The sequence below is a fragment of the Teichococcus vastitatis genome (assembly GCF_003604215.1).
In the GTDB taxonomy this organism is placed as follows: Bacteria; Pseudomonadota; Alphaproteobacteria; order Acetobacterales; family Acetobacteraceae; genus Pseudoroseomonas; species Pseudoroseomonas vastitatis.
In genome coordinates this window covers 256,495-283,022 of sequence record NZ_QXGS01000001.1, presented here as the reverse complement: position 1 = coordinate 283,022, position 26,528 = coordinate 256,495, and the positions used below count along the sequence as shown (strand labels likewise).

The window sequence follows — 26,528 nt, the reverse complement described above, 5'->3', positions numbered from 1 at the left end:
AACAGAGGAGGATCGGGTGTCGCTGCCGCCGAACTTCCTGGAGGAGCTGCGCCTGCGCACGCCGCTGGCGGCGCTGATCGGGCGCAACACCAAGCTGACCCGTGCCGGCCGGCAATGGAAAGGGTGCTGCCCGTTCCACGGGGAAAAGTCTCCCTCCTTCTACGTGTACGACGACCACTACCACTGCTTCGGCTGCGGTGCGCATGGCGACGCGATCGCCTTCGTGATGCAGAGCCAGGGCGCCACCTTTCCCGAGGCCGTGGAGCGGCTGGCCGCCGAGGCCGGGCTCGACGTGCCCAAGGCGACGCCGCAGCAGGCGAAGCGTGAGGCTAAGGCGCGGGACCTGCACGGCGTGCTCCAGGCGGCCGCCGACGCGTTCCAGCGCCGGCTGCGCCTGCCGGAAGGCCGCGCCGCACTGGACTACCTCCTGCGCCGGGGCCTGACCGAGGAGACCATCCGCAAATTCGGCCTGGGCTGGTCCGGCGGCGGCCGCGGCGCCCTGGCGGCCGACCTGAAGGGCCAGGGCATCGAGATCCGCCAGCTCTGCGAGGCCGGGCTCATGCGGGAAGGGGAGGGCGACCAGCCACCCGTCGACCTGTTCTTCAACCGCGTCATGTTCCCGATCCGCGATCGGCGCGGCCGCATCATCTCCTTTGGCGGGCGCATCCTGGGCGACGGGCTGCCGAAATACGTGAATGGTCCGGAAACCGAACTGTTTTCCAAGCGCCGCAACCTGTACGGCCTCGACTTGGCGCGGGAAGCCGCCTTCAAGGGGGCGCCGGTGGTGGTGGCGGAAGGCTACATGGATGTCATCGCCCTGCATCAGTCGGGCTTTGCCGGCGCTGTTGCCCCGCTCGGCACCGCGCTGACGGAGGAACAGCTGGCGGAGCTCTGGCGGCTCGCGCCGCAACCCCTGCTGTGCTTCGACGGCGATGCCGCGGGTGCCCGCGCCGCCGCCCGCACCGCCGAGCTGGCGTTGCCGCTGCTCTCGCCTGACCGGTCGCTCGGCTTTGTCGCCCTGCCATCGGGCGAGGACCCGGACACGCTGATCAAGTCGGGCGGACCGCGCGCCTTCCAGGCGGTGCTGGAGGCGGCCAAGCCCCTGTCCGGCGTGCTCTACGACATGCTGGCGGCACGCTTCCCCGGCGGCGACACGCCGGAAAGCCGCGCGGCGCTGCGCCACCTCCTGGAGGAAACCGCCGGCAAGATCCCCGACAAATTCCTGGCCGGCGAATACCGCCGGACGCTGCTGGACCGCTTCTTCGCCAGCCAGCGGCGGTCGCCTCCGCCACGCCCCTGGAGCGGACGGGATGGCGGGCGCGGGGGCGGTGACCGTGCGGGGCGCGGCCTCCGCCACGCCCCCGGCTTCACGCCGCTCCGGCCCGGCATCGACCCGGCCCAGGTGCGGGTGGAACAGGCGCGCTGCCTGTTGGCCATCACGGCCGCGCATCCCTGGCTGCTGCCGGAGATCGAGGAAGCCCTGGGCCAGCTCGACCTGCCGGATGGCCTGCCGCACCAGCTGCGGCAATGCCTGCTGGCCTGGCACGGCGCGGCGTCCCAGCTTGAAGCCGCCCTGTTATCCGACCATCTGCAGGCAACCGAGCCGGAAGGCTGGCGATGGCTGCGGCAATCGCCCCGCATGCTGCCCGCGGCCTGCGCGGCGGAAGCCCTGCCGAAGCTGGTGGCGGAGCAGTGGTGGTATTTCTTCGGCCGTTTCCGTGGCGAAGCCGCCTTGCTGGCCGAGCGCCAGCAGGCCGAGCGCGACTTCGCCGCCACGGGCGACGCGGTGGCGCAGACGCGGTTGATCCGGCTCAACGAGCTGCTGGCCGCCCAGCGTCGCGGCGACCTGCAGGAAGAAGCCTTCGGCGACGCCGGCGAGTTGCATTAGTCGCCGGCGCGCCGGGCACTCGCGCGGCGATGCCCGGCGCGCCGTCATCAGACAACCATCTTCGGTACGCTCACGCGCGCTCTTGTGTTGGCGGGGGCGGGGGCGTTATGGCCCTAGGGTGGGGTGCCTTGTGCCTCTGCGCGGAGGCCACCGGCCGGTCCGACAGGGCGGGTTGCGGAACCAGGGTGAGGCACCCGGGCCAAAACGGGCCTGGGCAGTGTCAGACGGAGCGAATCGGCATGGCGAGCAAGGTCGCAAACGGCACCGACACGGTCGAGAACCGCGACGAGGCGGTGGAAGGGGCGCTCCTCGACACCCTCTCGGCGGCGGTCAAGAAGCTGGTCGCGCGCGGCAAGGAGCGCGGCTACGTCACTTATGACGAGTTCAACGCCTCCCTGCCGCAGGAGCAGGTGTCCTCCGAGCTGATCGAAGACACCATGGCGATGCTGAGCGACCTCGGCATCAACCTGGTCGAGGCCGAGGAAGCCGAGGACCCGGAAGGTGCCAGCAAGGCCCCCGCCAAGGCGGAAGGCACCGAGGGCGAGGAGGAAGAGGAAGAATCCTCCGGCAATGTGGACGAGGAAAGCGTCGGCCGCACCGACGATCCGGTCCGCATGTACCTGCGCGAGATGGGCAGCGTCGAACTGCTCTCCCGCGAGGGCGAGATCGCCATCGCCAAGCGCATCGAGGCCGGGCGCGACATGATGATCGGCGGGCTCTGCGAGAGCCCGCTCACCTTCCAGGCCATTCTCACCTGGCACGAGGCGGTCAAGGACGGCCGCATGGCGCTGCGCGAGGTGATCGACCTCGAGGCGACCGCCAGCGCCGACAGCCCGGACGTGCCGCCGCCGGCCGAGGCCGAGGAATTCGAGGAGGGCGAGGAAGGCGAGGGCGTCGGCCTGTCGCTGTCGGCGCTGGAGGAAAAGCTGAAGCCCGAGGCGCTGGCCGCTTTCGAGGCGATCGAGGACCTGTACGGCAAGCTGCAGAAGCTGCAGTCCAAGCGCATGGACGCCTACACCGCCGGCGAGGAACTGGTCGGCAAGAGCGAGAAGACCTACGAGAAGCTGCGCGACGAGCTGGTGGCGCTGGTGGAGAAGGTTCAGCTTCACAACAACCGCATCGAGGAGCTGGTCGACCAGCTGAAGGGGCTGAACCGCCGCATCACCGGCTTCGAGGGGCAGGTGCTGCGCCTTGCCGAGGCCAGCAAGGTGAAGCGCGAGGATTTCCTGCAGCATTGGCGCGGCGCCGAGATCGATCCGGCCTGGTTCGAGCGTATCGCCGCCCTGCCGCAGAAATCCTGGAAGAACTTCGTCGAGCGCTCGCGCGGCGATGTGGAGCAGATCCGCGCGCAGATCAGCCAGACCGCGGCGCTGACCGGACTTCCGGTGGACGAGTTCAAGCGGGTCTATTCCACCGTGTCGCGCGGCGAGCGCGACATGACCCAGGCGAAGAAGGAGATGATCGAGGCCAACCTCCGCCTCGTCATCTCCATCGCCAAGAAATACACCAACCGTGGCCTGCAGTTCCTGGACCTGATCCAGGAAGGCAATATCGGCCTGATGAAGGCGGTCGATAAGTTCGAGTACCGCCGCGGCTACAAGTTCTCGACCTACGCGACCTGGTGGATCCGGCAGGCGATCACCCGCTCCATCGCCGACCAGGCACGCACCATCCGCATCCCCGTGCACATGATCGAGACGATCAACAAGCTGGTGCGGACCAGCCGCCAGATGCTGCACGAGATCGGCCGCGAGCCGCAGCCGGAGGAACTTGCGGAAAAACTCGGCATGCCGCTGGAGAAGGTGCGCAAGGTCCTCAAGATCGCCAAGGAGCCGATTTCGCTCGAAACGCCGATCGGCGACGAGGAAGACAGCCACCTCGGCGACTTCATCGAGGACAAGGCCGCCATCATCCCGCTGGACGCCGCCATCCAGACCAACCTGCGCGAGGCCACGACGCGGGTGCTGGCCAGCCTGACCCCGCGCGAGGAGCGCGTGCTGCGCATGCGCTTCGGCATCGGAATGAATACCGACCACACCCTGGAAGAGGTCGGCCAGCAATTCAACGTGACGCGCGAGCGCATCCGCCAGATCGAGGCCAAGGCGCTGCGCAAGCTCAAGCACCCGAGCCGCAGCCGCAAGCTGCGGTCCTTTCTGGACAGCTGACCATGGGATTGTCCCTGGTGGAGCCGGCGATCCGCGTCGCCGTGCAGGTGACCTTTCTGCGCATGGCGACGCCGCCTGCCGAGGCGGGGCCGCCGCTTCCGGGTGATGCCCATCTGGACAAGCTGGCGCGCTGTACCGTGCCTTTCTATCGCTACCTCTACAATACGGTCGGCGGCGACTACGTCTGGTGGCTGCGTCGCGCGGCGTCCAATGCCGAGCTGGATGCCATCCTGGGCGATCCGGCCGTGTCGGTGCATGTGCTGTACCGCGGCGGTGCTCCGGCCGGCTTCTTCGAGCTGGAGCGGCGGCCCGCCACCGGCACCACCAACATCGCCTATTTCGGCCTGCTGCCGCATGCGGTGGGCCACGGCCTGGGCCGCGGCTTCCTGCGCGCCGCCATCGGCGCGGCCTGGGCCACGGGCTGTGGCGTGGTGACGGTGAACACCTGCACCGCCGATCATCCGCGCGCGCTGCCGAACTATCTGGGCGCCGGCTTCACCCGCCTGCGCACCGTGCGGGAAATCTGGCCGGTGCCGGTCCGGCTCGGGCTGAAGGTTCCGGAACACCTGCTGGCCTGAGCCCGCTCCGGCGGGAAAGATCTTCTTAACACTTCCGCGCCATGGTCGCCGCGCCGCCGGTGGCTGGCGGCCGGAGGCCGGCCTGATGCCCTTTGCTCCTCGCGCCGCTCACCTCGGGCGCCGCCTGTGGACGTCTCCCTGGGGCGTCGCAGGTCTGGCGCTGGCAGCGTTGCTGCCGCTTCTGATCCTGCTGGCGCTGCCACTTCGGCCGGCACCGGATATGGCGCTGGAACGGGCGCGCCTCGACACCGCACGGGCCGCGATCGGCTGGGTGGCGGTGTTGGCGGCCAGCCAGGCGACCGAGGTGGAAGCCGGCCGCCTGCCGCTGGACCAGGCGCAGGCGGCGACGTTGCGCGCCGCGCGTGGCCTGCGGCACAGTGGCGTCGAGAGTGTTTTCATCCTGGATGCGGCAGGCGACGTGTTGCTGTTCCCGGCCCAACCGGAGCTGGAAGGCCAGCCGGCCAGCGCCGTGCGCGATGTTGACGGGCAGCCCTGGCTCGCGGCCATGGCCGCCACGGCCGCGGCCGCCGATTGGACGTTGGTGCCGTTCCGCCAAGCATCGCCGCAGACCGGGCACCGGCAGGAGAAACTCGGGACGTCGCGGCGCAGCGTGGCCTGGAACTGGACCATTGGCAGCGCGGTGGCCGTGGACGACCTGCGGACTGCGTCGCGGGGAGTGGCCTCGCGCCATGGTTTGGTGCTGGCGCTGCTGGGTGTCGGCTCGGCCGCGCTTCTGTTGCTGCTGGGGTGGCGGGGTTTCCGACCGGGACCCGCGGCCCGCCCTGCCGCGGCACCCGCCGGCGGGGCGGGTCCCGGGCCGGGCCTGGAGCCGTCACCCTTGCAGCAAGCCTCCACGGTGACGCGGGATGCGGCCACAGCACTGGAACAGGCCGATCCCAACTGGGATCAAGCCCTCGGACGTGCCGAGGCGCTGGTCGCGACCTTGCTTGCCGCGGCACCCGCCCCGCGCGATGCGGAGCGTCTCGTCGTCGCGGTGGACCATGTGGCGTCCCTGGCCGCGGCGCTGGGCGCCAGGCTGCGCGAGGCTGCCACTGCCGCCGGCGACGCAGCCCAGCTGGCCCGCGCCGGAGCGCGGAGCGCCGGGTCCCTGACCGAACAGACGCTCGGGCTGGGGGAGACGGCGCGGCGCATGACCGGTGGTGCCGGTTCCGTCGCGCGGCTGCTTCCGGCTGTTCAGCGCGCCGACAGGCCCCGGCGGCCGGGGATGGAGCGGGTGCATCGCTTGGCCGACGATGCCGGCCATGCCGGTGGGCAGGCCAGTGCCCAGTTGCGGATGCTGCAGGAGGCCACGATGCGGATCGTGGCAGGGCTGCGGGCGGTGGAGGCGGCGCTCCTCGAGCCAGACCAGGCAGCATCGCCGGAGCCGCGCGGTGCAGCGCCGCACCGCGCGGAACCAGCGGCGGCGCCCGCGCGGGAAACCCACCCGGCGCAGATCAAGGAAGCGTTGCAGCAGGTCGCCCTTCAGGGCGAAGCGCTGCACGCAGCCTTGCACGGATTGCAGCAGCGGATGGATCGCGAAGCCGCCACCGACTAAGAGGTGGCGGCAGCGGCAGGCCCGGAAACGTCGTGCCGCCGTGGCGCCAGGATAATCGCTGGCGCCGATCGGCTCACCGGGCGGCGGCGATCTGCTTCTCGATGATCTCGGCGGCCTGGGCGGCGTTGCCCCAACCCTTCACCTTCACCCACTTGCCCGGCTCCAGATCCTTGTAGCGGGTGAAGAAGTGCTCGATGGCGTCGCGGGTGATCTTCGGCAGGTCTTCCAGCTCCTTCACATCGGTGAAGGCAAGGGTGATCTTGTCGTGCGGTACGCAGACCAGCTTCTCGTCCTGGCCGCTTTCATCCTCCATGAACAGCACGCCGACGGGGCGCGCGCGGATCACCGCGCCGGGCACCACCTGGGTCGGAACCAGCACCAGCGCGTCGGACGGATCGCCGTCATCGGCCAGCGTGCCGGGGATGAAGCCATAGGCGGCGGGATAAGCCATCGGGGTAAACAGGAAGCGATCCACCACCACGGCGCCGCTGTCCTTGTCCACCTCGTACTTCACCGAGCTTCCCTGCGGAATCTCGATCACCACGTTGATGTCGTGCGGCGGCGTCTTGCCGGTGGAAATCTTGGTCACGTCCATGGCTGGAATCCGTTCCGAAGGAAGAGGTGAGGCGGTGGCTGGTTAGCAGGGGGCGGCGGCAGCGGCAACGCAAGCATGGCCGGCTGGTGGGGGCTTGCCGGACGGGCCGGGCTCCGCGCAGCATGCCCGATCAACCCGGCGCGCGGCCACGCAGCACGGGACGCCAGGGATGCAGAGGGGACGCCCGACCATGACCACCCGCCGCCGCTTGCTTTCGGCAACCGCCGCCCTGCCCATGCTCGCCCTGCCGGCCGTCGGACGTACCCAGCCGGCCGCGGCGCCTGTGGTGGCGCGGCTGGATTTCAGCTTCACCGACTACACCACGCGTGGCGGCGGGCGCCTGCCGGTGGTGCGCATCGGCTACCAGACGGCCGGACGACTGAACGCAGCAGGCGACAACGCCGTGCTGATCACGCATTTCTTCAGCGGCAACGGCCACGCCTTCGGCCGGCTGGAGCCGCAGGGACCGCTCGGCTGGTGGGACAGCATCATCGGCCCCGGCAAGCCGATCGACACGGACCGTTTCTACGTGGTCGCCTCGGACAGCCTGGTGAACCTGAACGCCCCGGACCGGCACACCATCACCACCGGGCCCGCTTCGGTGAACCCATCCACCGGGCGGCCCTGGGGGCTGAATTTTCCGGCCGTCTCGATCCGTGACTTCGTGGAGGTGCAGAAGCGGCTGCTGGAATCGCTCGGCGTCCGGCGCTTGGCGCTGGTGGCGGGACCCAGCATGGGCGCGCTCCAGGCCGTGGAATGGGCCGCCGCCCATCCCGCCATGGTGGAGCGGGTGATCCCGGCGATCGGCACTGGCGAGGTGGATGCCTGGATGATGGGCTGGCTCGACCTCTGGTGCGCTCCGATCCGGCTCGATCCCAATTGGCGCAACGGCGATTATTACGGCCAGGGACGCGACGCGCCGCTGCGCGGGCTGGCCGAATCGCTGAAGCTGGTGACCTTGCATTCGCGCGATCGCGGCTGGGCCGCGCAATTCGGCCGCCGCCCGGCGGAAGGCCAGGAGCCGGCCCGCCGCGTGCAGGACCGCTTCGCCATCGAGCAATGGCTGGACAGCGCCGCCAGCGCCCGTTCGCGGCTCTCCGATGCCAATTCCTTTCTCTATCTCGCACGGGCCAATCAGTTGTTCTTGAACGAATACGAGAGCGGCGCCGCGGCATTGGCCGGCGCGCCGCAACGCTGGCTGGTGCTGCCGAGCCAGGGCGACCGCGTGTTCCCGATCGAATACAGCCGTGAACTGGAGGCCACGCTGCGCCAGGCCGGCAAGCAGGTGGAACTGGTGCCGCTGCGCGGCGGCCTCGGCCATCTGGAAGGGGTCAGCAACATCGCCCAGGCCGAGGACGCGATCCGGCGCTTTCTTGCTCCGTGACGCGGCTCGGTTTAGCACTGCGCTGGGCGCTCAGGGCGCCCGTCGCTGCCTCGCGCCCGTAGCTCAATGGTCAGAGCGGGCCGCTCATAACGGCTTGGTTGCGGGTTCGAGTCCTGCCGGGCGCAAGGCGTGACGAAAAACCAGGACGGGATGCAGCTACAGGTTGCTTTCAGGCCCGTGTGATGATCCATAGAGCGAGGTTCTGGCAGGTGGCCAGCCTTGGAGGGTGGATTGTCCAGTTCCCTGCTCTTGCCGCCTCCTGAGAGCCGGGCCGGCAATGCCTCACCCATGATCTGGCGCGACATGGCCGCAACGCCTGACTGGTGCCAGCGAGGCGGGCTGGAGCTCTGGATCGGCCTGAACCTCGGAGTGGCGCTGGCCTATCTCGGCCTGGGCTGGGCCGTGGGCCGCTTCTTCGCCGCCTATGGATTGTTTCCGGCCCCGATCTGGCTGCCGGCCGGCCTTGCCGGGGTGGCGGCGATGCTGGGCGGCCCCCGCTTGCTGCCCGGTGTCTTTCTCGGCTCCTTTCTGGTGAATGCCGGCGTCTTCGGCAGCGCGCCGCCGCTGGCGGCGATGATCTCGGCCGGCAATGCGCTGGGTCCCTGGGCGGGCGCCGTGCTGACCCGGCGTTTTCGCCCCCACACCGGCTTGTTCACCCGCTTCCGCGGGGTGGTGGCATTCCTGGCCGGCGTCGTGCTGCTGCACGCCGCCTTGTCCGCGGCTGGCGGCACCCTGTCGCTCTGGCTGGCGGGCGAGGCGCCGGCCGGGGCGCTGCCCGGCATCTGGAGCCGCTGGCTGCTCTGCGATGCGGGCGGCACCTTCTTCTTCGCGCCGTCCCTGGCCCTGTGGCTGGGGGTCGAGCGGATTCCGGCGGATGCGGGCCACACCCGCCTGGCACCACTGGATGCCACCGTGTGGTTCGGCACCGCCGGGCTGGCCCTGCTGGTGTTCCTGAGCAAGCTGCCGCCGGCGCTGCCTTCGGCCCAACTGGTCTTCCTGCTGGCGGTGCCGCTGTCCTGGATCGCGCTGCGGATCTCGCTGCGCGCCGCCTATACCTTGCTGACGCTGATCTGCGTGATCGCCTCGGCCGGCACGGTGGCGGGGTATGGGCCATTCCAGAATGGCGGGGCCGGCAACCCGATGCAATCGGTCGGGCTGCTGATCGTGCTGTGCGCCATGAACGTCCTGACCCTGCTGGCCCTGGTCAGCGAGCGGCGGGAGGCGGAGGTGGCGCTGGCCGAGGCCAATCTGCTGCTGGAACGGCGGGTCAGCGAACGCACCGCTGAGCTGCGGCGGCTGGCCGAGACCGACGTACTGACCGGGCTGGCGAATCGGCGCTGCTTCATGGCGGCGGCCGAGGCGGCGCTGCAGCGGGGTGGCCGACCCTTCGCCCTGATCGCCTTCGACCTCGACCACTTCAAGAGCATCAACGACACCGCCGGCCACGCCGCCGGGGACACGGTGCTGCGGCTGGCCGCTGAGCGCTGCACCGCGCAGCTGCGCCAGCGTGACCTGTTCGGCCGCATCGGCGGCGAGGAATTCGCCATCGCGCTGCCGGTCACCGGCCGCGCTGAGGCGCGGCGCCTGGCCGAGCAGCTGCGCCTGGCACTCGCCAGCATCACCCTGCCGCCGGCGGCGCCGCGGCCGCGCGTCTCGGGTAGCTTCGGCCTGGCCATGGCGGAGGAAGGGGAGGACGGGCTGGAAGGATTGCTGCGACGGGCGGATCTGGCGCTGTATGCCGCCAAGCATGCCGGGCGCGACCAGGTGTGCGAAGCGGTCTGAGCCGCCCTGCCAGCCCTACGCTTGGCGTTCGGCGCCATGCTGGCTAGAACCGGGGGCCGAACCCCCCTCGCATTCCCGGAAGTGTGTGATCATGGCCGCTCACCAGTATGTCTACGTGATGAAGGATCTCACCAAGTCCTACCCGGGCGGCCGAGAGATCTTCAAAGGCATCACCCTGTCCTTCCTGCCCACCGCGAAGATCGGCGTGCTGGGGCCGAACGGCGCCGGCAAGTCGACGCTGATGCGGATCATGTCGGGCATGGACAAGGAATTCGGCGGCGAGGCCTGGGCCGCCGAGGGCGTCAAGATCGGCTACCTGCCGCAGGAGCCTCATCTCGATGCCAGCAAGAACGTGGGCGAGAACGTGCGCGACGCCTTCGGCACGCTGGCCGCCGACCTGGAGCGCTTCAACGAGATCTCCATGAAGTTCGGGGAGGAGATGAGCGAGGAGGAGATGAACACCCTTCTCGCCGAGCAGGCTGAGCTGCAGGAGCGGATCGACGCCGCCAATGGCTGGGACCTGGACCGCACCATCGACATCGCGCTGGACGCGCTGCGCTGCCCGCCGGCCGAAAGCGCCGTGGCCCACCTGTCGGGCGGCGAGCGGCGCCGCGTCGCGCTGTGCAAGCTGCTGCTGGAAAAGCCCGACCTGCTGCTGCTCGATGAGCCGACCAACCACCTCGACGCCGAGAGCGTGAGCTGGCTGGAGAAGACGCTGCGCGACTACCAGGGCGCCGTGCTGATCGTCACCCACGACCGCTACTTCCTCGACAACGTCACCAACTGGATCCTGGAGGTCGATCGCGGCCGCGGCATCCCGTATGAGGGCAATTATTCCGCCTATCTCGCCGCCAAGCGCAAGCGCCTGCAGCAGGAGGAGAAGGAGGAGAGCAGCCGCCAGCGGCAGCTGGCCGAGGAGCAGGAATGGATCGGCCGCTCCCCCGCTGCCCGCATGTCCAAGAGCAAGGCGCGTATCGCGGCGTATGAGGAGCTTCTGGCCAAGTCGCTGGACCGCGCCCCGGACCCCACCGAGATCCAGATCCCGCCCGCGCCGCGGCTGGGCAACACCGTCATCGAGGCGGAAGGGCTGCGCAAGGGCTTCGGCAACGAGCTGCTGATCGACGACCTGTCCTTCAAGCTGCCGCCCGGCGGCATCGTCGGCGTGATCGGCCCCAACGGCGCCGGCAAGTCCACCCTGTTCAAGATGATCACCGGCAAGGAGAAGCCGGACGCCGGCACGCTGAAGGTCGGCGAGACGGTGTCGCTCGGCTATGTCGACCAGTCGCGCGACACGCTGGACGACAAGCGCACCGTCTGGCAGGAAATCTCCGACGGCCAGGACATGATCATGATGGGCAAGCGCGCGGTGCCGAGCCGCGCCTATGCCGCCGCCTTCAACTTCAAGGGCGGCGACCAGCAGAAGCCGGTGGGCGTGCTGTCGGGGGGCGAGCGCAACCGCCTCCACCTCGCGAAGATGCTGCGCGACCCGCACAATGTCATCCTGCTCGACGAGCCCACCAACGACCTCGACGTGGACACGCTCCGCGCCCTGGAGGAGGCACTGACCGACTTCGCCGGCTGCGCCGTGATCATCTCGCATGATCGCTGGTTCCTCGACCGGCTGGCCACGCACATCCTGTCCTTCGAGGGTGAGAGCCACGTCGAGTGGTTCGAAGGCAACTACCAGGCCTATGAGGCGGATCGACGTCGGCGCCTCGGCGCGGCGGCCGACCAGCCGCACCGGATCAAGTACCGCCCGCTCACCCGGTAACGCCATGGACGCGCTGGCGCGGGTGGGATCCCCGCACACCGTCCGTACGCGCCGCTTGGTGCTACGGCCGGTGGAGGCCACCCATCTGGCCGATCTCGTGGCCCTCAAAGGGGATGAGGCGGCCTTCGGGCTGATGCTGCACGGCGTCCGCACGCCGGATCGCACCGAACAGGAACTGCGGGACGACATCGCCTTCTGGGCGGTGCGCGGCTATGGCACCTGGGCGGTGCACCGGGCGGAAGACGACGCCTTCCTCGGAATCGCCGGGCTGATGGAGCGCCCGGATGGGCGCGGCGTGGCGCTGCGCTTCGCCTTGTGGCCCTGGTCGCGCGGCCAGGGCTACGCGCGGGAAGCGGCGCGGGCCGCGCTGGAGTTCGGCCATCGGGCAGGGCTGAAGCGCATCATCGCCGTGGCGCGGGACAGCAACCACGCCTCGCGCGCCGTACTCGGCGATCTGGGACTGCGGCCCTGCGGCGGCTTCGAGCACCAGGGTCATCCCATGCTAGTTTTCGAGAGCCTGCGCGCACCAAGCCCACCGGCACAGCAGACGCCGCGCTGAAGCCGTTCTGCATTGTCCGACATGTCTCCCGCCTTCTTCGCGCCTGCGAAGGAAGCGCTCAACACCGCATCAACAGGTTGGGGGTAGTTCCGACGTGACGGATAGAAGAAATCAAGGCGAGGCTGCCACATTGTGGTTGAAATAGGGCAAGCTTAAGCTTCATACGGGCGGCAACAACACAGGGAGGGAGCAACGGCCTGACAGGAGCTTTCAGCCGATGCATCCCCAGCGTACCGGGTGGCTTGCCGCCGCCCTCGTAGCCTTCGCCGCCACCGTCTCCGTGGCACCCGCGCAGGCCCAGCCTCGCCCGGGCTTCACCTTGAATGCCGCGCTTGGCGGCTCAGTGCCCTATGCCGGCCGGGAATCCTTCGTGGTCGCGAGACTGGCCGGCGTGCAGGGCGCAGCGCAGCGGGTCGTCGTCTCCGGCACCTTACCGCTGGTCAGCCTGGCACGGCCCGTCTTCGATCCGCGGCCGCAGCTCGTGCTGCAAGGCGGCATGCCGCTGGCGGAGATCGGTGGCGCGGCGTTGTCGCTGAACGCCTACATGTCCACCGGCGTTCTGCACAACACGCCGGACGAGCCGCGACCTTTGCTGGGTTTCGCGGCGCTGCGCCTGTTGTTCTGAGGCGGGTGGGCGCGGAGCTCAGCGTCCGCGCCGGCGGCCCATCACCCGCGCGCCCAGGATGGCGCCGCCGATCACCAGAAGGGACACGGCGGTGGAAACGCTGCCGAGCGCATACAGCACCGGCGTCGTCACCGTGGTGGTCATGCCCAGGATCTCCAGCGGCAGGGTGTTGCCGCTTCCCGCGGTCAACAGGGTGCGGGCGAACTCATCGAAGGACAGGGTGAAGCCGAACAGCGCGATGCCGATCACGCTCGGCGCGATGATCGGCAGCACGACGTGCCAGAAGCCCTGCCAGCGCGTGGCGCCGAGGTCGCGTGCCGCTTCTTCCCAGGAGCGGTCGAAGCGGTTGAAGACTGCGAACATGATCAACAGGCCGAAAGGCAGGGTCCAGGTCAGCTGCGCCCCGAAGGCCGAGGAATACCAGGCCGGCTCCCATTCCATCAGCGTGAACAAGAGCCCGACGCCGAGGCTGACCAGGATCGATGGCACGATCAGGCTGGCGATCGTCAGGATGAACAGCGCGCTGCTCCCGGCGAAGCGGTGGCGGAAGGCCATGCCGGCGGCGAGCGACACCACCACCGTCACCACCGTCACCATGGCGGCGAGGCCCAGCGTGCGCGTCATGGCGGCGCCGAGGTCGCCCACCGCCTGCGGCTGGAACAGCCGGGTGAACCACACCGTGGACATGCCGTTCATCGGAAAGGTCAGCCCGCCATCCGGCCCCTGGAAGGACAGGATGCCGATGGTGATGGTCGGGCCATACAGGAACAACAAGAACAGCGCGAACAAGGCGCCGAGCAGGAAGCGCGCAACGTGGCCGGGCATCGGCTCAAAGCTCCTTGCGGATGTCGATCATGCGCAGCATGGCGCCGACCAGCAGCAGCACCATGGCGAGCAGCACCACCGCGTTGGCTGCCGCCGCCGGATACTGCATCAGCCCGATCTGGTTGGAGATCATCAGCCCGACGGAAGCACTCTGGCCGCCGCTCATCAGCCGCACCGTGGCGAAGTCACCCATCACCAGCACCACCACGAAGATCGATCCGATGCCGATGCCGGGCTTGCACAGCGGCAGGATGATGAACCACAGCGCCTGCCAGAAGCCGGCGCCGGCATCGCGCGCGGCTTCCAGCAATTGGCGGTCGATCCGCATCATGGTGTTGAAGATCGGCACCACCATGAACAGCGTATAGAGATGAACAAGGGCCAGGATCACCGCGAAGTCGGAGAATAACAGGAACTCCAGCGGCCGATCGATGGCGCCGGCCTTGATCAGCGCGTTGTTCAGGATGCCGTTGCGCCCGAGGAAGGGGATCCAGGCGATCATGCGGATCAGGTTGGAGGTCCAGAACGGAACGGTCGTCAGCACGAAGAGCAGCATGCGCCAGCCCGGGTCCCGCACCACGAAAGCCAGGAAGTAGGCCAGCCAGAAGCCGAGGCCGAGCGTGATCGCCCAGGTCAGCGCGGCGAACCACACCGTCTTGAGGTAGGTCTGCCAAGTCACCCAGGAGGAGAACACGTCCCGGTAGTTGGTCAGCACGAAGTCCGGGATCAGGCTGAAGCTGTCGTAGTCGTAGAAGCTGACGACGACCAGCATGGCCATCGGCACCAGCAGGAACACCGCCAGGATCAGGAACAGCGGCGCGGCCTGCAGGAAGGGCAGGTATCTGGACATGGAGCGTGGTTCCCCGTCACGCCCTCCGGTGGGAATGATCTCGCCGGAGGGCGCTTCAGCCTCAGGCGGCGATGAACTCGTTCCATTTCTGGACCATGTAGCGGTCCTCGTTCATCACCGAGTTCCAGCAGACCACCTTGCCCATACGCTCCGTGAAGGAGCCGCCGTCGCGGACCGCGCCGGCCTTCTCCATCTCGCGGCCATCCGGCGACATGATGGAGGCGGTGGCAGGCTTGCCTTCCATCCAGTAGCCCCACTCATTCTCGCTCATGTTCTGCTGCGCCGTCTCCAGCACCGCCGAGTAGTAGCCCTGGCGGTTGAGGAAGGCGCCGACCCAGCCGGAGAGATACCAGTTCAGGTATTCATAGGCTGCGTCGAGCTGCAGCCCCGAGACATGCCGCATGATGCCAAGGCCGGAGCCCCAGGCGCGATAGCCCTCGGTCAGCGGCTGGTAGGTGCAGGCGATGCCGCGCGAGCGCACCGCGGCCACGGCGGGCGACCACATGGACTGGATCACCACCTCGCCCGAGGCCATTAGGTTGACGCTCTCATCGAAGGTCTTCCAGAAGGCGCGGAACTGGCCGGAGCGCTTGGCGTCGATCAGGAAGGCGATCGTCTTGTCGATCTCGGCGCGGGTCATGTTGCCCTTGTCGCCATATTTCACGATGCCGGCGCTTTCCGCCACCATAGCCGCGTCCATGATGCCGATACCCGGGATGTTCAGGATCGCCGCGCGGCCCTTGAAGGCCGGGTCCAGCAGATCCTTCCAGCGGGCGATCGGACGGCCCACCAGGTCGGGGCGGATGCCCAGCGTGTCGGCGTTGTAGATGGTGGGCAGCAGCGTCATCAGCTCGGTGCGCTGGCCGGCGAAGCCCTTGGCGCCCTTGCTGTTGACGAAGCCGACCGAGAAGGGCGAGGTGCCCTGGCCCATCTGGCCGTCCGGCGTCAGGCGGCCGGTGGTGAAGATCGGCACGATCTTGTCCATCAGCTTGATGCGCCCGGTGTCGATCGGCTGCACCGCTCCGGTCGGGTAGACCTTCTTGATCGAGAAATACTCGATGTCGGCAATATCGAAGGAGCGCGCCTGTGTCGCCGCGCGCTGCGCCACCGCGTCGGTGTCGGAGACGGTAAGCTGCAGGTTGAAACCCAGATCCTTCTTCACCTGCTCGGCAATCGGATTCAGGCCCGAGACGCCGGTGCCGATCTGGCGCAGCGTCACGTCCTTGATGTTCTGCGCCCAGATGGTGGGGAAGCCGGACACGGCGCCGCTGCCCAGCGCCGCGCCAGACAGGGCCAGCAGGCTCCGGCGGGACCAGGAGGTCCGGGACAGGGCGGTCTTGTTGCTGTTGGTCATGTTGAACGCATCTCCTGTGCAGGATGATCGACACGGCTCGAGGGGGGAGGGGGCGGACCCGCAGGGATGCCCGATCCTGTCCCTGGGCTGGGGCGGGATCAGGCCGGGGTGGGGGCTGGAAGGCGATGGGCGGCGGCGGTATCCCAGCCGAGCGTCGCCGCTTCGCCTGGGGCGACCGGCGCGGCGTGGAACAGGTGGTCGGGCAGCAATGCCTCGGCGCTCTGGCCATTCGCCGCCTGCACCACCACGCGCACGGCCGTGCCCTGGTATTCCACCGCCGTGACGCGCCCGGACAGGCGGGCACCGCCCGGCGGCGGCGAAAGCGTGGTGCGGTCGGTCCGGATCGCGAAGCGCCCTTCCGGAAGGTCCAGAACATTGTGGCCGCCGATGAAGCGGGCCACGAAGGCGCTGGCCGGGCGCTCGAAGATGTGGCGCGGCGGAGCGGCCTGGGCGATGCGGCCATGGTCCATCACCACGGCCAGGTCGGACAGGGCCATAGCCTCCTCCTGTCCATGGGTGACATGGATGAAGGTGATGCCCAATTCCCGCTGCAGGCGCTTCAGTTCCTCGCGCATCCGCGTGCGCAGAAACGGGTCCAGCGCCGATAGCGGCTCGTCCAGCAACAGCACCTTGGGCCGGGTGATCAGGGCCCGCGCCAGCGCCACGCGCTGCTGCTGCCCGCCGGAGAGCTGGGCCGGCAGGCGTTCGGCCATCGCCTCCAGCTGCACCAGCCTGAGGTATTCCGATGCCCGGGCCAGACGTTCTGCCTTGCCGACGCCCCGCATGCGCAATCCGAAGGCAATATTCTCCAGCGCGGTCAGGTGCGGGAACAGGGCATAGGATTGAAACATCATGGCGGTGCCGCGCTCGGCCGGTGCCAGTTCCGTGACGTTGCGACCGGCGAGCAGGATGTCGCCGTCGCTGATGCTTTCATGCCCCGCGATCATGCGCAGCGTACTGGTTTTGCCGCAGCCGGAGGGGCCGAGCAGGCAGCAATAGCTGCCGGAAGGAATTTCCAGCGAGATGGCATCCACGGCCGCGGTGGTGCCGTAGCGCTTGGTCACCTTGATCAGTTCAACATCGGGTCGCAATGCGTCAGGCCTTGTCCCAGCGGGTTCGGCCATGAACCATGCAAGTGCCGCACCACTGGCGGACACCACTGGACCCTGTCGCCGGGCAAAGGCTGAACAAGCGCCCGAGACCACCTCCAGAGGGCGTTCCAAAAATGATGCGGCAGCAACAATGTTGCGTCGGCGCCGCTGTCTTTGTTATCAGTTTGGTAAGAAATATTGGGGCGGGAATCGGCCGACATGTCGGATACGTCGCTGCCTTTCACGGCAGGTTCAGCAGATCTCGCTGGTTCCACGGAGCTGAAGCAGACCTTGGATGCTCTGGTGGAGTTGGCGTGGGAGCCCGGCTGGGCGCCACTCTTTCTGCAGAGACTGGTCTCGATCTGCGAGACGTTGCGGAAACAAGGTGACGTGGCCTGGGCCGATGCGGTGGCCCAGCTTCGTGCCCATCCGGTGCGCCGCCTGATCCATGAGGACCCTGTCTCGGCCCTGACCTACGTCACGGCAGGGCGCGACCCGTGCAGGCTGCTCGACCTGCTGGACCACCACCCGGCGGCCGCGCCGCTGCTGCAAGGCAGTTCAAGGGCCGGGATGGACCTTATGGCCGCTGTCTCGGAACTGGGATTTTTTGCGGCCCAGCGGGGAATTCCGCGCTACCTCGCCCGCATCGTGGACACGGTGGCCGACCAGAAGAACGGCGCCGAGATCCTCACCTTGTCGGCCGGTTATTTGCGGGAAGCAGGATACGTCACACAGGAGAAGCGCATTGCCCGCTGGGTGGCGCAGGATGCGAGCCGGGAAGCGCTGCAGGTGCTGCGCCACGATCTGCACGCCCGGCTGCCGCTGCGGACGCTGCATTGCGGTCTGCCGCACTTCGCCCGCCGGCCCTATCAGCGTGGCGCCTTCGACCTCATCACCCTGGCGAGCCTGCCGGAGGATCAGCCGGCCCACCGCCTGCGCGAACTGGTGGAAGCCAGCTTCGACGCGTTGAAGCCGGGAGGGCTGCTGCTGTTGGGCAGCCCCGCGGCAGCGCCGCCGGAAGCGGCGCTGCTCGAAGCCCTGATGCGGCTGACCCCCCGCTGGCGTGGTCCGGAGGAGATCTCCGGGTTGCTGGCGGGCCTGCCTGCGGCCAAGGTGGCGCGGCGCCGGATCGTCACCGATGGGCAGGGCCGCAGGATTTATGCGCTGGTCAGCCGCGTCGGCTGAACTGCGCTCAGCGCCCTTCGCGCGCCGCGAGGGCTGAGATCTGCCGCCGCATGGCATCGAGCAGGGCAGCGACCTTGCCGCCGTTGCGGCTGATCACCGCCGAATATTCGCTGCGCTGGGTCAGCCGCAGCGAGGTGCCTTCGGCGATCACGTCCACCACCCGCGGCTGCCCGCCGACCTCGCCGACCCGCCAGTCGAGGCTGAACGCCGCCATGTTCGGACGGTCGATCACGGTGTTCACCAGCGCGTCATCCTCGGTGCGCTGTTGCGACCGGCCGAGGCTGAATGTGACCCCCTGGTACTCGCCGAAGCGGGCGGACAGGTTGCGGATCAGCGTTTCCTCGAACAGCGTCATGTATTCCTGCTGCTCGGCCGGTGTCGCGACGCGCCACCAGCGGCCCAGGATGAAGCGGCCGACACCTTCGACATCCACGGCCTGGCGCAGGATGTCGGCCACCTTCTGGCGGCGCGCGGTGATCGGCTGGTCCGAGTTCAGCGTCGCCACCAGCTCGCGGCCGGTGTTCTCGATGAAGGAGGAGGCGCGGTTGATGTCCATCTCTGCCCGGGCCGGCACGACGCTCAGCAGACCGGCGGTCAGCGGCAAGGCCAGGGCGGTGGACAACAGGATGCGGCGGTTCATGCGGGGGGTTCTCATGCTGGTGTCTGGCTGGGCTCAGCGGGGCGCGCTGCTTGAGCCGCCGGCGCCCAGGCCGGTGCCGATCGCGTCGGCCGGCGCGGCATTCGCCCCGCCATTGCGGATTTCCTGGGCACGGCGCTGGCGGTACGCGCTGCGCAGCGTCGCATAAGGGTCCAGACTGGTTTCGTTCACGCTGTCGATGGCCTCGATCAGGCTTTCCCGGGTATCCAGGGCCGTCAGTCCGGTGCGGGTCCAGCCCAACGCCTCGGCCGTGCTGTCGCCATCGGCGATAACCCAGGTCATCGGGTCGGCGGCGATGTCCACACCAAACCCGGCCAGGTCACGCGGGTTGCTCGGGCCGAGCACCGGGATGAACAGGAACGGGCCATCGCCCAATCCCCAGACTGCCAGGGTCTGGCCGAAATCCTCGGTATGGCCGGGCAGGCCGGCAGCCTCGGCGACGTCGAACAGGCCGGCGACGCCAAAGGTGCTGTTCATCAGGAACCGCGCCAGTGTGGTGGCTGCGCGCTCCGGGCTGCCTTGCAGCACGTCGTTCACGAAGATCACCGGGCTGCGCAGGTTGCCCAGCGCGTTGCGCACGCCACCGCGTATCGGCTGCGGGATCAGGAAGCGGTAGAATTCCGCCGCCGGGCGTAGCAGCACCGTGTCGATGCCATTATGCACGACGTAGAGGCCGCGGTTCAGCGGCTCCAGCGGGTCGTTGTTCAGCTCATACTCGGCCAGCGCCTCGGGCTCGCTTGCCGGGGGCCGTGTGGCACAGGCGGACAACGCCAGCAGCGCAGCCAGCGCAAGCGAGAACAGGGGGCGTCGAGAGAAGGACATCGGGCGGGAGGTTCCTGTCAGCGCCACCAGGGCGGAGGGCCGGGGAGGCCAAGAAGGCTAACATACATTCTGGGATGAATGTAAGATACCCCCACCCCGCGGGGACGGCGAACCGCCATGCGCACAATGCACGGCCCAGTCCCGGGTTGGCAGGGATATCAGGCAAATCCGGCCGAACAGTTCAATTTCCTGCGGGGCTGCGGTATGCACCACGCATGAACCAGATCGCCGACCATGCCGCGGCGCCCGCGGCCGCCTCCGAAGGTACCCTGCAGCGCTGGCTGACGGCCCCGCGCGTGGCCGGCCTGCCCACCGAGATGGCGCCGCCCGCGCTGTCGTTCGAGTTCTTTCCGCCACGGACCGATGCGCTGGAACAGCAGCTCTGGGCCTGCGTCCGCCGCCTGGAACCTTTGGCGCCGCGTTTCGTGTCCGTCACCTATGGCGCGGGCGGCACCACGCAGGAGCGCACGCATGCCATGGTGGCGCGGCTGGTGCGCGAAACCTCGCTGACGCCGGCGGCGCACCTCACCTGCGTCGGCGCCAGCCGTGGCGAAGTGGATGACGTGGCCCGCGCCTACTGGGATGCCGGGGTGCGCCACATCGTGGCGCTTCGCGGTGACGCTCCGGCGGGGGAGGCCAGCTACGTCCCGCATCCCGAGGGCTATGCCTATGCCGCGGATCTGGTGGCGGGGCTGAAGCGGGTGGCGGATTTCGAGATCTCGGTGGCCGCCTATCCGGAGATCCACCCCACGGCGCAATCCGACTCGCACGATATCGACAACCTGAAGCGCAAGATCGATGCCGGCGCGACCCGTGCCATCACCCAGTACTTCTTCGACACCGACGTGTTTCTGCGCTTCCTCGACCGCGCGCTGGCCGCCGGCATCACGGTGCCGATCGTGCCGGGCATCCTGCCGGTGTCGAACTTCAAGCAGGTGGCCAAGTTCTCGGCCATGTGCGGCGCCAGCGTGCCGGCCTGGATGGGCAAGCTGTTCGAAGGGCTGGACGATGATCCCGAGACGCGCCGCATGGTGGCCGCCTCGCTCGCCGCCGAGCAGGTGCGGCTGTTGCGCGCCAATGGCGTGGACGAGTTCCACTTCTACACCCTGAACCGCGCTGACCTTACCTACGCCATTGCACACATCCTGGGCGCCAGGCCGCGCCAGCCAGCCGCGGCCTGATCCTGCGGCGCCGCGCCCGGCTCAGGCCGGGCGCAGCAGCCGGTGGTACAGCGGCTTCAGCAGGAACGGGCTGAAGAACAGCGGGAACTGGCACAGGGCGAAGAACAGCAGGATGCGCGGGTCGGTGGCTGCCGGCAGCACCGCAAGATACAACGCCATGTTTCGGTTGCCGGACAGCAACCCGGCCGACAGGGCGGGGCGGACTCCTGCGGGCCGGAAGGCCAGCGTTGTCATCAGGTTGAGGCCGAGGCTGCCGGCGAACGCCAGAACGGTGCCGCCCAGCACCAGCGCCGGCTCCGCCAGCAGCCGCGCCAGCACGCCATCCATGACGCCGAAGCCGTAGATCACCACCAGCAGCACCACGGCGCCGTCCACCGCACCGCCGGCCCGGACCAGCCGCGCCGGCCCGGCCCAGCGGCGGATCGCCAGCGACAGCAGCAACGGCAGGCCTACCAGCAGCGCCAGCCGCCCCGTCAGGCCGCCAATCGAGATCGATAGGTCTACGCCCAGCAATCCCAGCGCCAGTGGCGGGGCCGTAAAGGGCACGAGCAGAGTGGTCAGCAACGCCACCACCAGCGACAATTCGCCATCCAGCCCGACCAGCCGGGCAAAGGCGGGGGACGAGGTGGCGGCGCAGCCCGTCGCCATGATCACCAGCGCTGCGCCGAAGGGTGCCGCCGCTCCTGCGGTCAGGCCGGCGCTCCAGGCGAGGCCGAAGAACGCCAGCGGGCAGGCCAGCAGCACCCAGACGCAGAGCGCCGCCACCAGCAGCGGCCGCCGCAGATAGGAGAGTGCCTGCGCCGGATCGACCCGCAGCAGCACCAGCAGCATCAACAGGAAGACCGAGGGCGTCAGGGCCAGCCGCATGGCACCGGCCAGCGGCGGCAGGGCCAGACCGAGCAGGATGCCGAGCGCCAGCAGCGTGCTGCCGCGACGGGCGCACCACTCCAGGGCACGGGTCAGCGAGGCAAGGATGGCGGCCGCTCCTCCGGGTCATGACGGCCGGAGGTTGGCCGCGTTCGCATCCCGTTCTATATGCCGGGGGTGCTCGCGCCAATCCTGCCTCTTCGCCTCGCCCTGTTCCTGTCCCTGCTGCTGCCGGTGCTGCCGGCGCATGCCAGCTGCAGCGATGCCGCTGCCCCAGGGGTGAACTGGCGGCGTTGCATCCAGGATGGGCAGGATCTGTCCGGGGCTGACCTGTCCGGCTCCACACTGCGCGACACCAGCTTCGCCCGCGGACAGCTGAAGGGCGTCCGGCTGAACGGGGCCGATGCCGCGAACGCCCGCTTCACCTCGGCCGATCTGCAGGGCGCCGACCTGACCGGGGCCGTTCTGCGCGGGGCCGAATTCACCCGGGCGCGGCTGGTCGGCGCCAAGCTGGTGCGTGCCGACCTTCGCGGCGCCCGATTGTTCCGGGCCGACCTGACGGAAGCCGACCTGACCGGGGCCATGATCAGCGGTGCCGACCTGTCCACCGCCACGCTGGATGGCGCCCGGTGGGTGGACGGGGAAAAGCTCTGCGCCGCCGGATCGGTGGGAACCTGCCAATGACCGAATACCTCACCCGCCTGAACCCCGAGCAGCGTGCCGCCGTGGAAACGGTGGACGGGCCGCTGCTGGTGCTGGCCGGCGCCGGAACCGGCAAGACGCGGGTGCTGACCACCCGCTTCGCCCACATCCTGATGACCCGTCGCGCCTTTCCGAATCAGGTGCTGGCCGTCACCTTCACCAACAAGGCGGCGCGCGAGATGCGCGAGCGGGTCGCCGCCATCCTGGGCCAGCCGGCCGAGGGGTTGTGGCTCGGCACCTTCCACGCGCTTTGTGCCCGGATGCTGCGGCGGCACGCCGATCTGGTGGGTCTGACCAGCAATTTCTCGATCCTCGACACGGACGACCAGATGCGCCTGCTGAAGCAGGTGATGGACGCGGCCGGCGTCGACATGAAGCGCTGGCCTCCGCAAGGGCTGATGGCGATCATCCAGCGCTGGAAGGATCGCGGCCTGACGCCGGCGCGCATCACGGCGGCCGAGGATTCGGATTTCGCCGGCAACCGCGCCCGCGCGCTCTACGCCGAGTACCAGGAGCGGCTGAAGCAGCTCAACGCCACCGATTTCGGCGACCTGATGCTGCACATGACGGAGATCCTGCGCACCCACCAGGACGTGCTGGCCAATTACCACCGCAGCTTCCGCTACATCCTGGTGGACGAGTACCAGGACACCAACACCGTCCAGTACCTCTGGCTGCGGCTGCTGGCGCAGCGGCCCAATCAGGCCGAGCGCAACATCTGCTGCGTCGGCGATGACGACCAGTCGATCTATTCCTGGCGCGGCGCCGAGATCGAGAACATCCTGCGCTTCGAGAAGGATTTTCCCGGCGCCACCATCGTGCGCCTGGAGTCCAACTATCGCTCCACGGCGCCGATCCTGGCCGCCGCCTCCGGGCTGATCGCCAAGAACAGCGGCCGCCTCGGCAAGACGCTGCGCCCCGGGCGCAACGACGCCAAGGGCGACAAGGTGCGCGTGGTGTCGCTGTGGGATTCCGAGGAGGAGGCCCGCATGGTGGGCTCCCGCATCGAGGCGGCGCGGCGATCGGGCGACAACCTGTCCGAAACGGCCATCCTGGTGCGCGCCGGCTTCCAGACCCGCGCCTTCGAGGAGCGGATGATCACGCTGGGCATCCCCTATCGGGTGGTGGGCGGCCAGAAATTCTACGAGCGCGCCGAGATCCGCGACGCCATGGCCTATCTGCGGGTGCTGAACCAGCCCGCCGATGACCTGGCCTTCGAGCGCATCGTCAACACGCCGAAGCGCGGCCTGGGCGACACCGCCATTCGCGCCATGCACGACGTGGCCCGGGCCGAGCAGCGGCCGCTGCTGGTGGCGGCCTGGCGGCTGATCGAGACGGGCGCGCTGCGCCCCAAGCCCCGCGCGGCGCTGCGCGAGCTGCTGGAAGCCTTTGCCCGCTGGCGCGAGATGCTGCCCAAGGACGGCCATGTGGTGGTGGCCGCCACGCTGCTGGACGAGAGCGGCTACACCGAGATGTGGAAGCAGGACAAGTCGCCCGAGGCGCCGGGGCGGCTCGATAACCTCAAGGAGCTGGTGCGGGCGCTCGGCGAGTTCGAGACGCTAGCCGGCTTCCTCGAGCACGTCGCGCTGGTGATGGAGAATGACGAGAACGCCGAGGGTGAGCGCGTGTCGCTAATGACGCTCCATGCCGCCAAGGGGCTGGAATTCGACAGCGTATTCCTGCCCGGCTGGGAGGAGGGGCTGTTTCCCCATCAGCGCGCCCTGGATGAGGGTGGCGAGAAGGGCCTGGAGGAGGAGCGGCGCCTCGCCTATGTCGGCATCACCCGTGCCCGCAAGCGCTGCGTGATCAGCCACGCCGCCAATCGCCGCATCTACGCCAACTGGACCAGCCAGATTCCCAGCCGCTTCCTCGACGAACTGCCGCCCGATCAGGTGGTGGTGGAGGGCGGCGCCGGCGCCGAGCGGCAGCGCCTGCTGAACCAGCCCTCCGCCTTCGGCAACGGCCAGTTCCCGCTGGTGGCGCGCAAGCCGCGCATCATCGAGGCGGGGTCCTGGGAAGTGAACGAGCGCCCGGCCCGGGCTGCCGCGCTGCCGCAGGGCGCGCGGGTGTTCCACCAGAAATTCGGCTACGGCCGCGTGGTCGCCGTCGACGACAACAAGCTGGATGTCGAGTTCGACAAGGCCGGTCGCAAGCGCGTGCTCGACACCTTTGTGGAAAAGGCCTGACCCCGTTGAACCGCCGCCATCCCCCGACGCTTGAAACCCTGTCCATCGACGGCCTGCCCGAGCATGCCGTGCCCGCCTTTGAGGCGGCGTTCCAGACCGTCTGCCCCAGCGTCGGCTATTTCAAGGACGACCCGACCGACACCTGGCGGTTGGAAGCGGTGCGCGAGACCAATGCCGGCGACGAGGAACTGCTGCCCGCCCTGGTGCTGGCCGCCGCGCTATCCGGCATCGAGCCGCCGGAGCTGCTGCGCGAGCCGGTGGAGGCCGAGGGCTGGCTGGCGCGCACCGTGCAGGCCTTCCCTGAGCAGGAGATCGGCGCCCGCGTGCTGATTCGCCCGACGCACCTTCCGAACCCGGTAACCTATGGCCGCACCGTGCTGCTGCTGGATGCCGGCATCGCCTTCGGCTCGGGCGAGCACGGCTCGACCCGCGGCTGCCTGATCGGCTTCGAGCGCATGGCGCATCGCCGGCCGCGCCGCATCCTCGACATCGGCACCGGCTCCGGCATCCTGGCCATGGCGGCGGCCAAGCGGCTGCATCGCCGAGTGCTCGCCACCGACATCGAGCCCTGGAGCGTCCGCATCACGGCCGAGAACGCCAAGCTGAACGGTTTGCGCAACCAGATCCGGGCCAGGCTGGCGGATGGCTGGCGCAGTCCGGCGGTGCATGCCGGGCGCTATGACTTGGTGTTCGCCAATATTCTGGCGCGTCCGCTCTGCGCCATGGCGAAGGATCTGGGCGATCATCTGGCGCCGGGAGGCACCGCCATCCTGGCCGGGCTGCTGGGCACCCAGGTCCGCATGGTGCTGGCCGCCCATCGCCGCGCCGGGCTGGTGCTGGAGCGGCGGATCGACCAGGGCGCTTGGTCGGCGCTGGTGCTGCGCCGCCGCGGCTGAGGCCGGCGCCCCCTGCCACGGGTGCAGTCCGGAAGGACAGGCTGCAAGGGCCGGGAACGCGACGTTCCCGTTCATTAATTTGCCAATCCAGAATTTATTTAACGATTCAGAATACAACCTTTGCTTGATAAGTGGTCCTCGGATCTGTACCCACGAATTCGTGAGGACAAGGCTGGCTGTCAGCCTCCGACGTTCACCGCGAAAACCGCCAGGTAGAGCCATGCGCATCCTTGTCGTGTCGCAATCTGAACAACGAGTGGGTCTGCACCAGCAGCTTGAGCAGCTGGGCCATGGCTGCGACACCGGATTTCCCCTGGCCGATGCTGGCGAGGTGGTTCAGTTCAACGGCCCGTATGACGCGGTGATCCTGCACGCTTCCGGCATCGCCGACTGCTTCGGCGCTCTGCGCGACATCCGCCGCCGCCGGCTGCACATGGCCGTGGTGGTGGTCGCCGCGCGCATGCAGGCGGAGGATGAGCAGATGGCCTTCCACCTCGGCGCCGATGACGTGTTGGCCGGCCCGCTGAACACCAAGTCGCTGGTGGCGCGCCTGCAGGCGATCCGCCGGCGTGGCCTGGGTCATGCCACGGCGACGCTGAGCTGCGGCAATGTGGTGCTCGACCAGGGCCAGCGCGACGTCACCGTCGACAGTCGGCGCGTGCCGGTCACGGCGCGCGAGTTCGACGTGCTGGAAACGCTGATGCTGCACCGGGGCGTGGTGCTGACCAAGGAGCAGTTCCTCAGCCGGTCCTATGGGCTGAACGAGGGACCGAATGTCCGCATCCTGGACGTGTTCATCTGCAAGCTACGGCGCAAGCTCTCGATCGCCGGCGCGCCCGAGATCATCCGCACCGTGTGGGGTAGCGGCTTCGTGCTGCAGGAGCCGAGCAAGGCCGACATGGCGCTGGCCCGGCAGCGCCACCAGGAAGGAACGCCGCGCCAGCGCCGTGCGCACATGCAGCCTGTCGCCGGTGGGATGATGGCGGCGGCCTGATCCGCTCACCCACGC

General features: G+C 68.9%; 23 protein-coding genes and 1 tRNA gene. 16 read left to right on the top strand and 8 right to left on the bottom strand.

Annotation, left to right across the window (positions count from 1 at the left end):
• Positions 1-16: 16 nt before the first annotated feature.
• From dnaG to D2K64_RS01285, 4 genes are all read left to right on the top strand, one after another.
• Positions 17-1,888 (top strand): DNA primase, encoded by a 1,872-nt coding sequence (dnaG, locus tag D2K64_RS01300; protein WP_120005883.1) that lies wholly within the window; start codon positions 17-19, stop codon positions 1,886-1,888.
• 239 nt (positions 1,889-2,127) lie between these two features.
• Positions 2,128-4,053 carry an RNA polymerase sigma factor RpoD gene (rpoD, locus tag D2K64_RS01295; protein ID WP_120005881.1) on the top strand — a complete coding sequence of 642 codons (1,926 nt, stop codon included), beginning with the start codon at positions 2,128-2,130 and terminating at the stop codon, positions 4,051-4,053.
• A gap of 2 nt (positions 4,054-4,055) precedes the next feature.
• Complete coding sequence (locus D2K64_RS01290) at positions 4,056-4,631, top strand: GNAT family N-acetyltransferase (RefSeq protein WP_120005879.1); 576 nt, start codon at positions 4,056-4,058, stop codon at positions 4,629-4,631.
• Between the two features lie 85 nt (positions 4,632-4,716).
• Entirely contained in the window at positions 4,717-6,186 is a 1,470-nt protein-coding gene (locus D2K64_RS01285) for a cache domain-containing protein (protein WP_120005877.1), read from the top strand.
• 73 nt (positions 6,187-6,259) lie between these two features.
• Here D2K64_RS01285 and ppa read toward each other — a convergent pair whose 3' ends face one another.
• Positions 6,260-6,781 carry an inorganic diphosphatase gene (ppa, locus tag D2K64_RS01280; RefSeq protein WP_120005875.1) on the bottom strand — a complete coding sequence of 174 codons (522 nt, stop codon included), beginning with the start codon at positions 6,779-6,781 and terminating at the stop codon, positions 6,260-6,262.
• Between the two features lie 190 nt (positions 6,782-6,971).
• On the opposite strand from ppa, the gene D2K64_RS01275 reads away from it, so the two are divergent.
• From D2K64_RS01275 to D2K64_RS01250, 6 genes are all read left to right on the top strand, one after another.
• Positions 6,972-8,165, top strand: coding sequence for an E22 family MetX-like putative esterase (locus tag D2K64_RS01275; RefSeq protein ID WP_120005873.1), 1,194 nt, complete (start codon positions 6,972-6,974; stop codon positions 8,163-8,165).
• 52 nt (positions 8,166-8,217) lie between these two features.
• Positions 8,218-8,290, top strand: a tRNA-Ile gene (locus tag D2K64_RS01270).
• A gap of 178 nt (positions 8,291-8,468) precedes the next feature.
• Entirely contained in the window at positions 8,469-9,947 is a 1,479-nt protein-coding gene (locus D2K64_RS01265; RefSeq protein WP_162306136.1) for a sensor domain-containing diguanylate cyclase, read from the top strand.
• A gap of 91 nt (positions 9,948-10,038) precedes the next feature.
• Entirely contained in the window at positions 10,039-11,718 is a 1,680-nt protein-coding gene (ettA, locus tag D2K64_RS01260; RefSeq protein WP_120005869.1) for an energy-dependent translational throttle protein EttA, read from the top strand.
• A gap of 4 nt (positions 11,719-11,722) precedes the next feature.
• Positions 11,723-12,277: a GNAT family N-acetyltransferase gene (locus D2K64_RS01255; protein WP_120005867.1), complete on the top strand. Its 555-nt coding sequence runs from the start codon at positions 11,723-11,725 to the stop codon at positions 12,275-12,277.
• A 217-nt stretch (positions 12,278-12,494) separates the two neighbouring features.
• On the top strand, positions 12,495-12,902 hold the full coding sequence (locus tag D2K64_RS01250; protein ID WP_120005865.1) for a hypothetical protein: 408 nt from the start codon (positions 12,495-12,497) through the stop codon (positions 12,900-12,902).
• A gap of 18 nt (positions 12,903-12,920) precedes the next feature.
• On the opposite strand, the gene D2K64_RS01245 is transcribed toward D2K64_RS01250, so the two are convergent.
• From D2K64_RS01245 to D2K64_RS01230, 4 genes are all read right to left on the bottom strand, one after another.
• Positions 12,921-13,727: an ABC transporter permease gene (locus D2K64_RS01245; protein WP_120005863.1), complete on the bottom strand. Its 807-nt coding sequence runs from the start codon at positions 13,725-13,727 to the stop codon at positions 12,921-12,923.
• Positions 13,728-13,731: 4 nt separating this feature from the next.
• Entirely contained in the window at positions 13,732-14,577 is an 846-nt protein-coding gene (locus D2K64_RS01240) for an ABC transporter permease (RefSeq protein ID WP_120005861.1), read from the bottom strand.
• Between the two features lie 61 nt (positions 14,578-14,638).
• Positions 14,639-15,931: an ABC transporter substrate-binding protein gene (locus tag D2K64_RS01235; protein WP_120005859.1), complete on the bottom strand. Its 1,293-nt coding sequence runs from the start codon at positions 15,929-15,931 to the stop codon at positions 14,639-14,641.
• A 98-nt stretch (positions 15,932-16,029) separates the two neighbouring features.
• On the bottom strand, positions 16,030-17,022 hold the full coding sequence (locus D2K64_RS01230) for an ABC transporter ATP-binding protein (RefSeq protein ID WP_238383938.1): 993 nt from the start codon (positions 17,020-17,022) through the stop codon (positions 16,030-16,032).
• Between the two features lie 291 nt (positions 17,023-17,313).
• Between D2K64_RS01230 and D2K64_RS01225 the strand changes: the two genes are divergently transcribed.
• Entirely contained in the window at positions 17,314-18,207 is an 894-nt protein-coding gene (locus tag D2K64_RS01225) for a hypothetical protein (protein ID WP_157985679.1), read from the top strand.
• A 7-nt stretch (positions 18,208-18,214) separates the two neighbouring features.
• On the opposite strand, the gene D2K64_RS01220 is transcribed toward D2K64_RS01225, so the two are convergent.
• Both D2K64_RS01220 and D2K64_RS01215 read right to left on the bottom strand, forming a co-directional pair.
• Positions 18,215-18,847 carry an MlaC/ttg2D family ABC transporter substrate-binding protein gene (locus D2K64_RS01220; RefSeq protein ID WP_238383937.1) on the bottom strand — a complete coding sequence of 211 codons (633 nt, stop codon included), beginning with the start codon at positions 18,845-18,847 and terminating at the stop codon, positions 18,215-18,217.
• 33 nt (positions 18,848-18,880) lie between these two features.
• A complete protein-coding gene (locus D2K64_RS01215; protein WP_120005851.1) occupies positions 18,881-19,687 on the bottom strand; it encodes an MlaA family lipoprotein in 807 nt (268 codons plus the stop codon).
• Positions 19,688-19,902: 215 nt separating this feature from the next.
• Here D2K64_RS01215 and metF point away from each other — a divergent pair, with 215 nt between their 5' ends.
• Positions 19,903-20,868: a methylenetetrahydrofolate reductase gene (gene metF / locus D2K64_RS01210; protein WP_120005849.1), complete on the top strand. Its 966-nt coding sequence runs from the start codon at positions 19,903-19,905 to the stop codon at positions 20,866-20,868.
• Positions 20,869-20,889: 21 nt separating this feature from the next.
• On the opposite strand, the gene D2K64_RS01205 is transcribed toward metF, so the two are convergent.
• Positions 20,890-21,735 carry a hypothetical protein gene (locus D2K64_RS01205; protein WP_238383936.1) on the bottom strand — a complete coding sequence of 282 codons (846 nt, stop codon included), beginning with the start codon at positions 21,733-21,735 and terminating at the stop codon, positions 20,890-20,892.
• Positions 21,736-21,903: 168 nt separating this feature from the next.
• Here D2K64_RS01205 and D2K64_RS01200 point away from each other — a divergent pair, with 168 nt between their 5' ends.
• The 4 genes from D2K64_RS01200 (at position 21,904) to D2K64_RS01185 (ending at position 26,513) form a co-directional block, all read left to right on the top strand.
• Positions 21,904-22,419, top strand: coding sequence for a pentapeptide repeat-containing protein (locus D2K64_RS01200; RefSeq protein ID WP_120005845.1), 516 nt, complete (start codon positions 21,904-21,906; stop codon positions 22,417-22,419).
• The gene (locus D2K64_RS01195) at positions 22,416-24,623 is read left to right on the top strand and encodes an ATP-dependent helicase (RefSeq protein WP_120005843.1); all 2,208 of its coding nucleotides are present in this window, start codon (positions 22,416-22,418) and stop codon (positions 24,621-24,623) included. The genes D2K64_RS01200 and D2K64_RS01195 overlap by 4 nt, the downstream gene beginning before the upstream one ends.
• The gene (locus D2K64_RS01190) at positions 24,620-25,519 is read left to right on the top strand and encodes a 50S ribosomal protein L11 methyltransferase (RefSeq protein ID WP_120005841.1); all 900 of its coding nucleotides are present in this window, start codon (positions 24,620-24,622) and stop codon (positions 25,517-25,519) included. Before D2K64_RS01195 ends, D2K64_RS01190 begins: the two co-directional genes overlap by 4 nt.
• 220 nt (positions 25,520-25,739) lie before the next feature.
• Positions 25,740-26,513 (top strand): response regulator transcription factor, encoded by a 774-nt coding sequence (locus D2K64_RS01185; RefSeq protein WP_157985678.1) that lies wholly within the window; start codon positions 25,740-25,742, stop codon positions 26,511-26,513.
• The last annotated feature ends 15 nt before the right edge of the window (positions 26,514-26,528 follow it).

What these genes read in the sequence shown, in the direction of transcription:
- rpoD (WP_120005881.1), top strand. Translation starts at nt 2,128, where the DNA reads ATGGCGAGCAAGGTCGCAAACGGCACCGACACGGTCGAGAACCGCGAC.
- D2K64_RS01290 (WP_120005879.1), top strand. Translation starts at nt 4,056, where the DNA reads ATGGGATTGTCCCTGGTGGAGCCGGCGATCCGCGTCGCCGTGCAGGTG.
- D2K64_RS01285 (WP_120005877.1), top strand. Translation starts at nt 4,717, where the DNA reads ATGCCCTTTGCTCCTCGCGCCGCTCACCTCGGGCGCCGCCTGTGGACG.
- ppa (WP_120005875.1), bottom strand. Translation starts at nt 6,781, where the DNA reads ATGGACGTGACCAAGATTTCCACCGGCAAGACGCCGCCGCACGACATC.
- D2K64_RS01275 (WP_120005873.1), top strand. Translation starts at nt 6,972, where the DNA reads ATGACCACCCGCCGCCGCTTGCTTTCGGCAACCGCCGCCCTGCCCATG.
- D2K64_RS01265 (WP_162306136.1), top strand. Translation starts at nt 8,469, where the DNA reads ATGGCCGCAACGCCTGACTGGTGCCAGCGAGGCGGGCTGGAGCTCTGG.
- ettA (WP_120005869.1), top strand. Translation starts at nt 10,039, where the DNA reads ATGGCCGCTCACCAGTATGTCTACGTGATGAAGGATCTCACCAAGTCC.
- D2K64_RS01255 (WP_120005867.1), top strand. Translation starts at nt 11,723, where the DNA reads ATGGACGCGCTGGCGCGGGTGGGATCCCCGCACACCGTCCGTACGCGC.
- D2K64_RS01250 (WP_120005865.1), top strand. Translation starts at nt 12,495, where the DNA reads ATGCATCCCCAGCGTACCGGGTGGCTTGCCGCCGCCCTCGTAGCCTTC.
- D2K64_RS01245 (WP_120005863.1), bottom strand. Translation starts at nt 13,727, where the DNA reads ATGCCCGGCCACGTTGCGCGCTTCCTGCTCGGCGCCTTGTTCGCGCTG.
- D2K64_RS01240 (WP_120005861.1), bottom strand. Translation starts at nt 14,577, where the DNA reads ATGTCCAGATACCTGCCCTTCCTGCAGGCCGCGCCGCTGTTCCTGATC.
- D2K64_RS01235 (WP_120005859.1), bottom strand. Translation starts at nt 15,931, where the DNA reads ATGACCAACAGCAACAAGACCGCCCTGTCCCGGACCTCCTGGTCCCGC.
- D2K64_RS01220 (WP_238383937.1), bottom strand. Translation starts at nt 18,847, where the DNA reads ATGAACCGCCGCATCCTGTTGTCCACCGCCCTGGCCTTGCCGCTGACC.
- D2K64_RS01215 (WP_120005851.1), bottom strand. Translation starts at nt 19,687, where the DNA reads ATGTCCTTCTCTCGACGCCCCCTGTTCTCGCTTGCGCTGGCTGCGCTG.
- metF (WP_120005849.1), top strand. Translation starts at nt 19,903, where the DNA reads ATGAACCAGATCGCCGACCATGCCGCGGCGCCCGCGGCCGCCTCCGAA.
- D2K64_RS01205 (WP_238383936.1), bottom strand. Translation starts at nt 21,735, where the DNA reads ATGCGGCTGGCCCTGACGCCCTCGGTCTTCCTGTTGATGCTGCTGGTG.
- D2K64_RS01200 (WP_120005845.1), top strand. Translation starts at nt 21,904, where the DNA reads ATGCCGGGGGTGCTCGCGCCAATCCTGCCTCTTCGCCTCGCCCTGTTC.
- D2K64_RS01195 (WP_120005843.1), top strand. Translation starts at nt 22,416, where the DNA reads ATGACCGAATACCTCACCCGCCTGAACCCCGAGCAGCGTGCCGCCGTG.
- D2K64_RS01185 (WP_157985678.1), top strand. Translation starts at nt 25,740, where the DNA reads ATGCGCATCCTTGTCGTGTCGCAATCTGAACAACGAGTGGGTCTGCAC.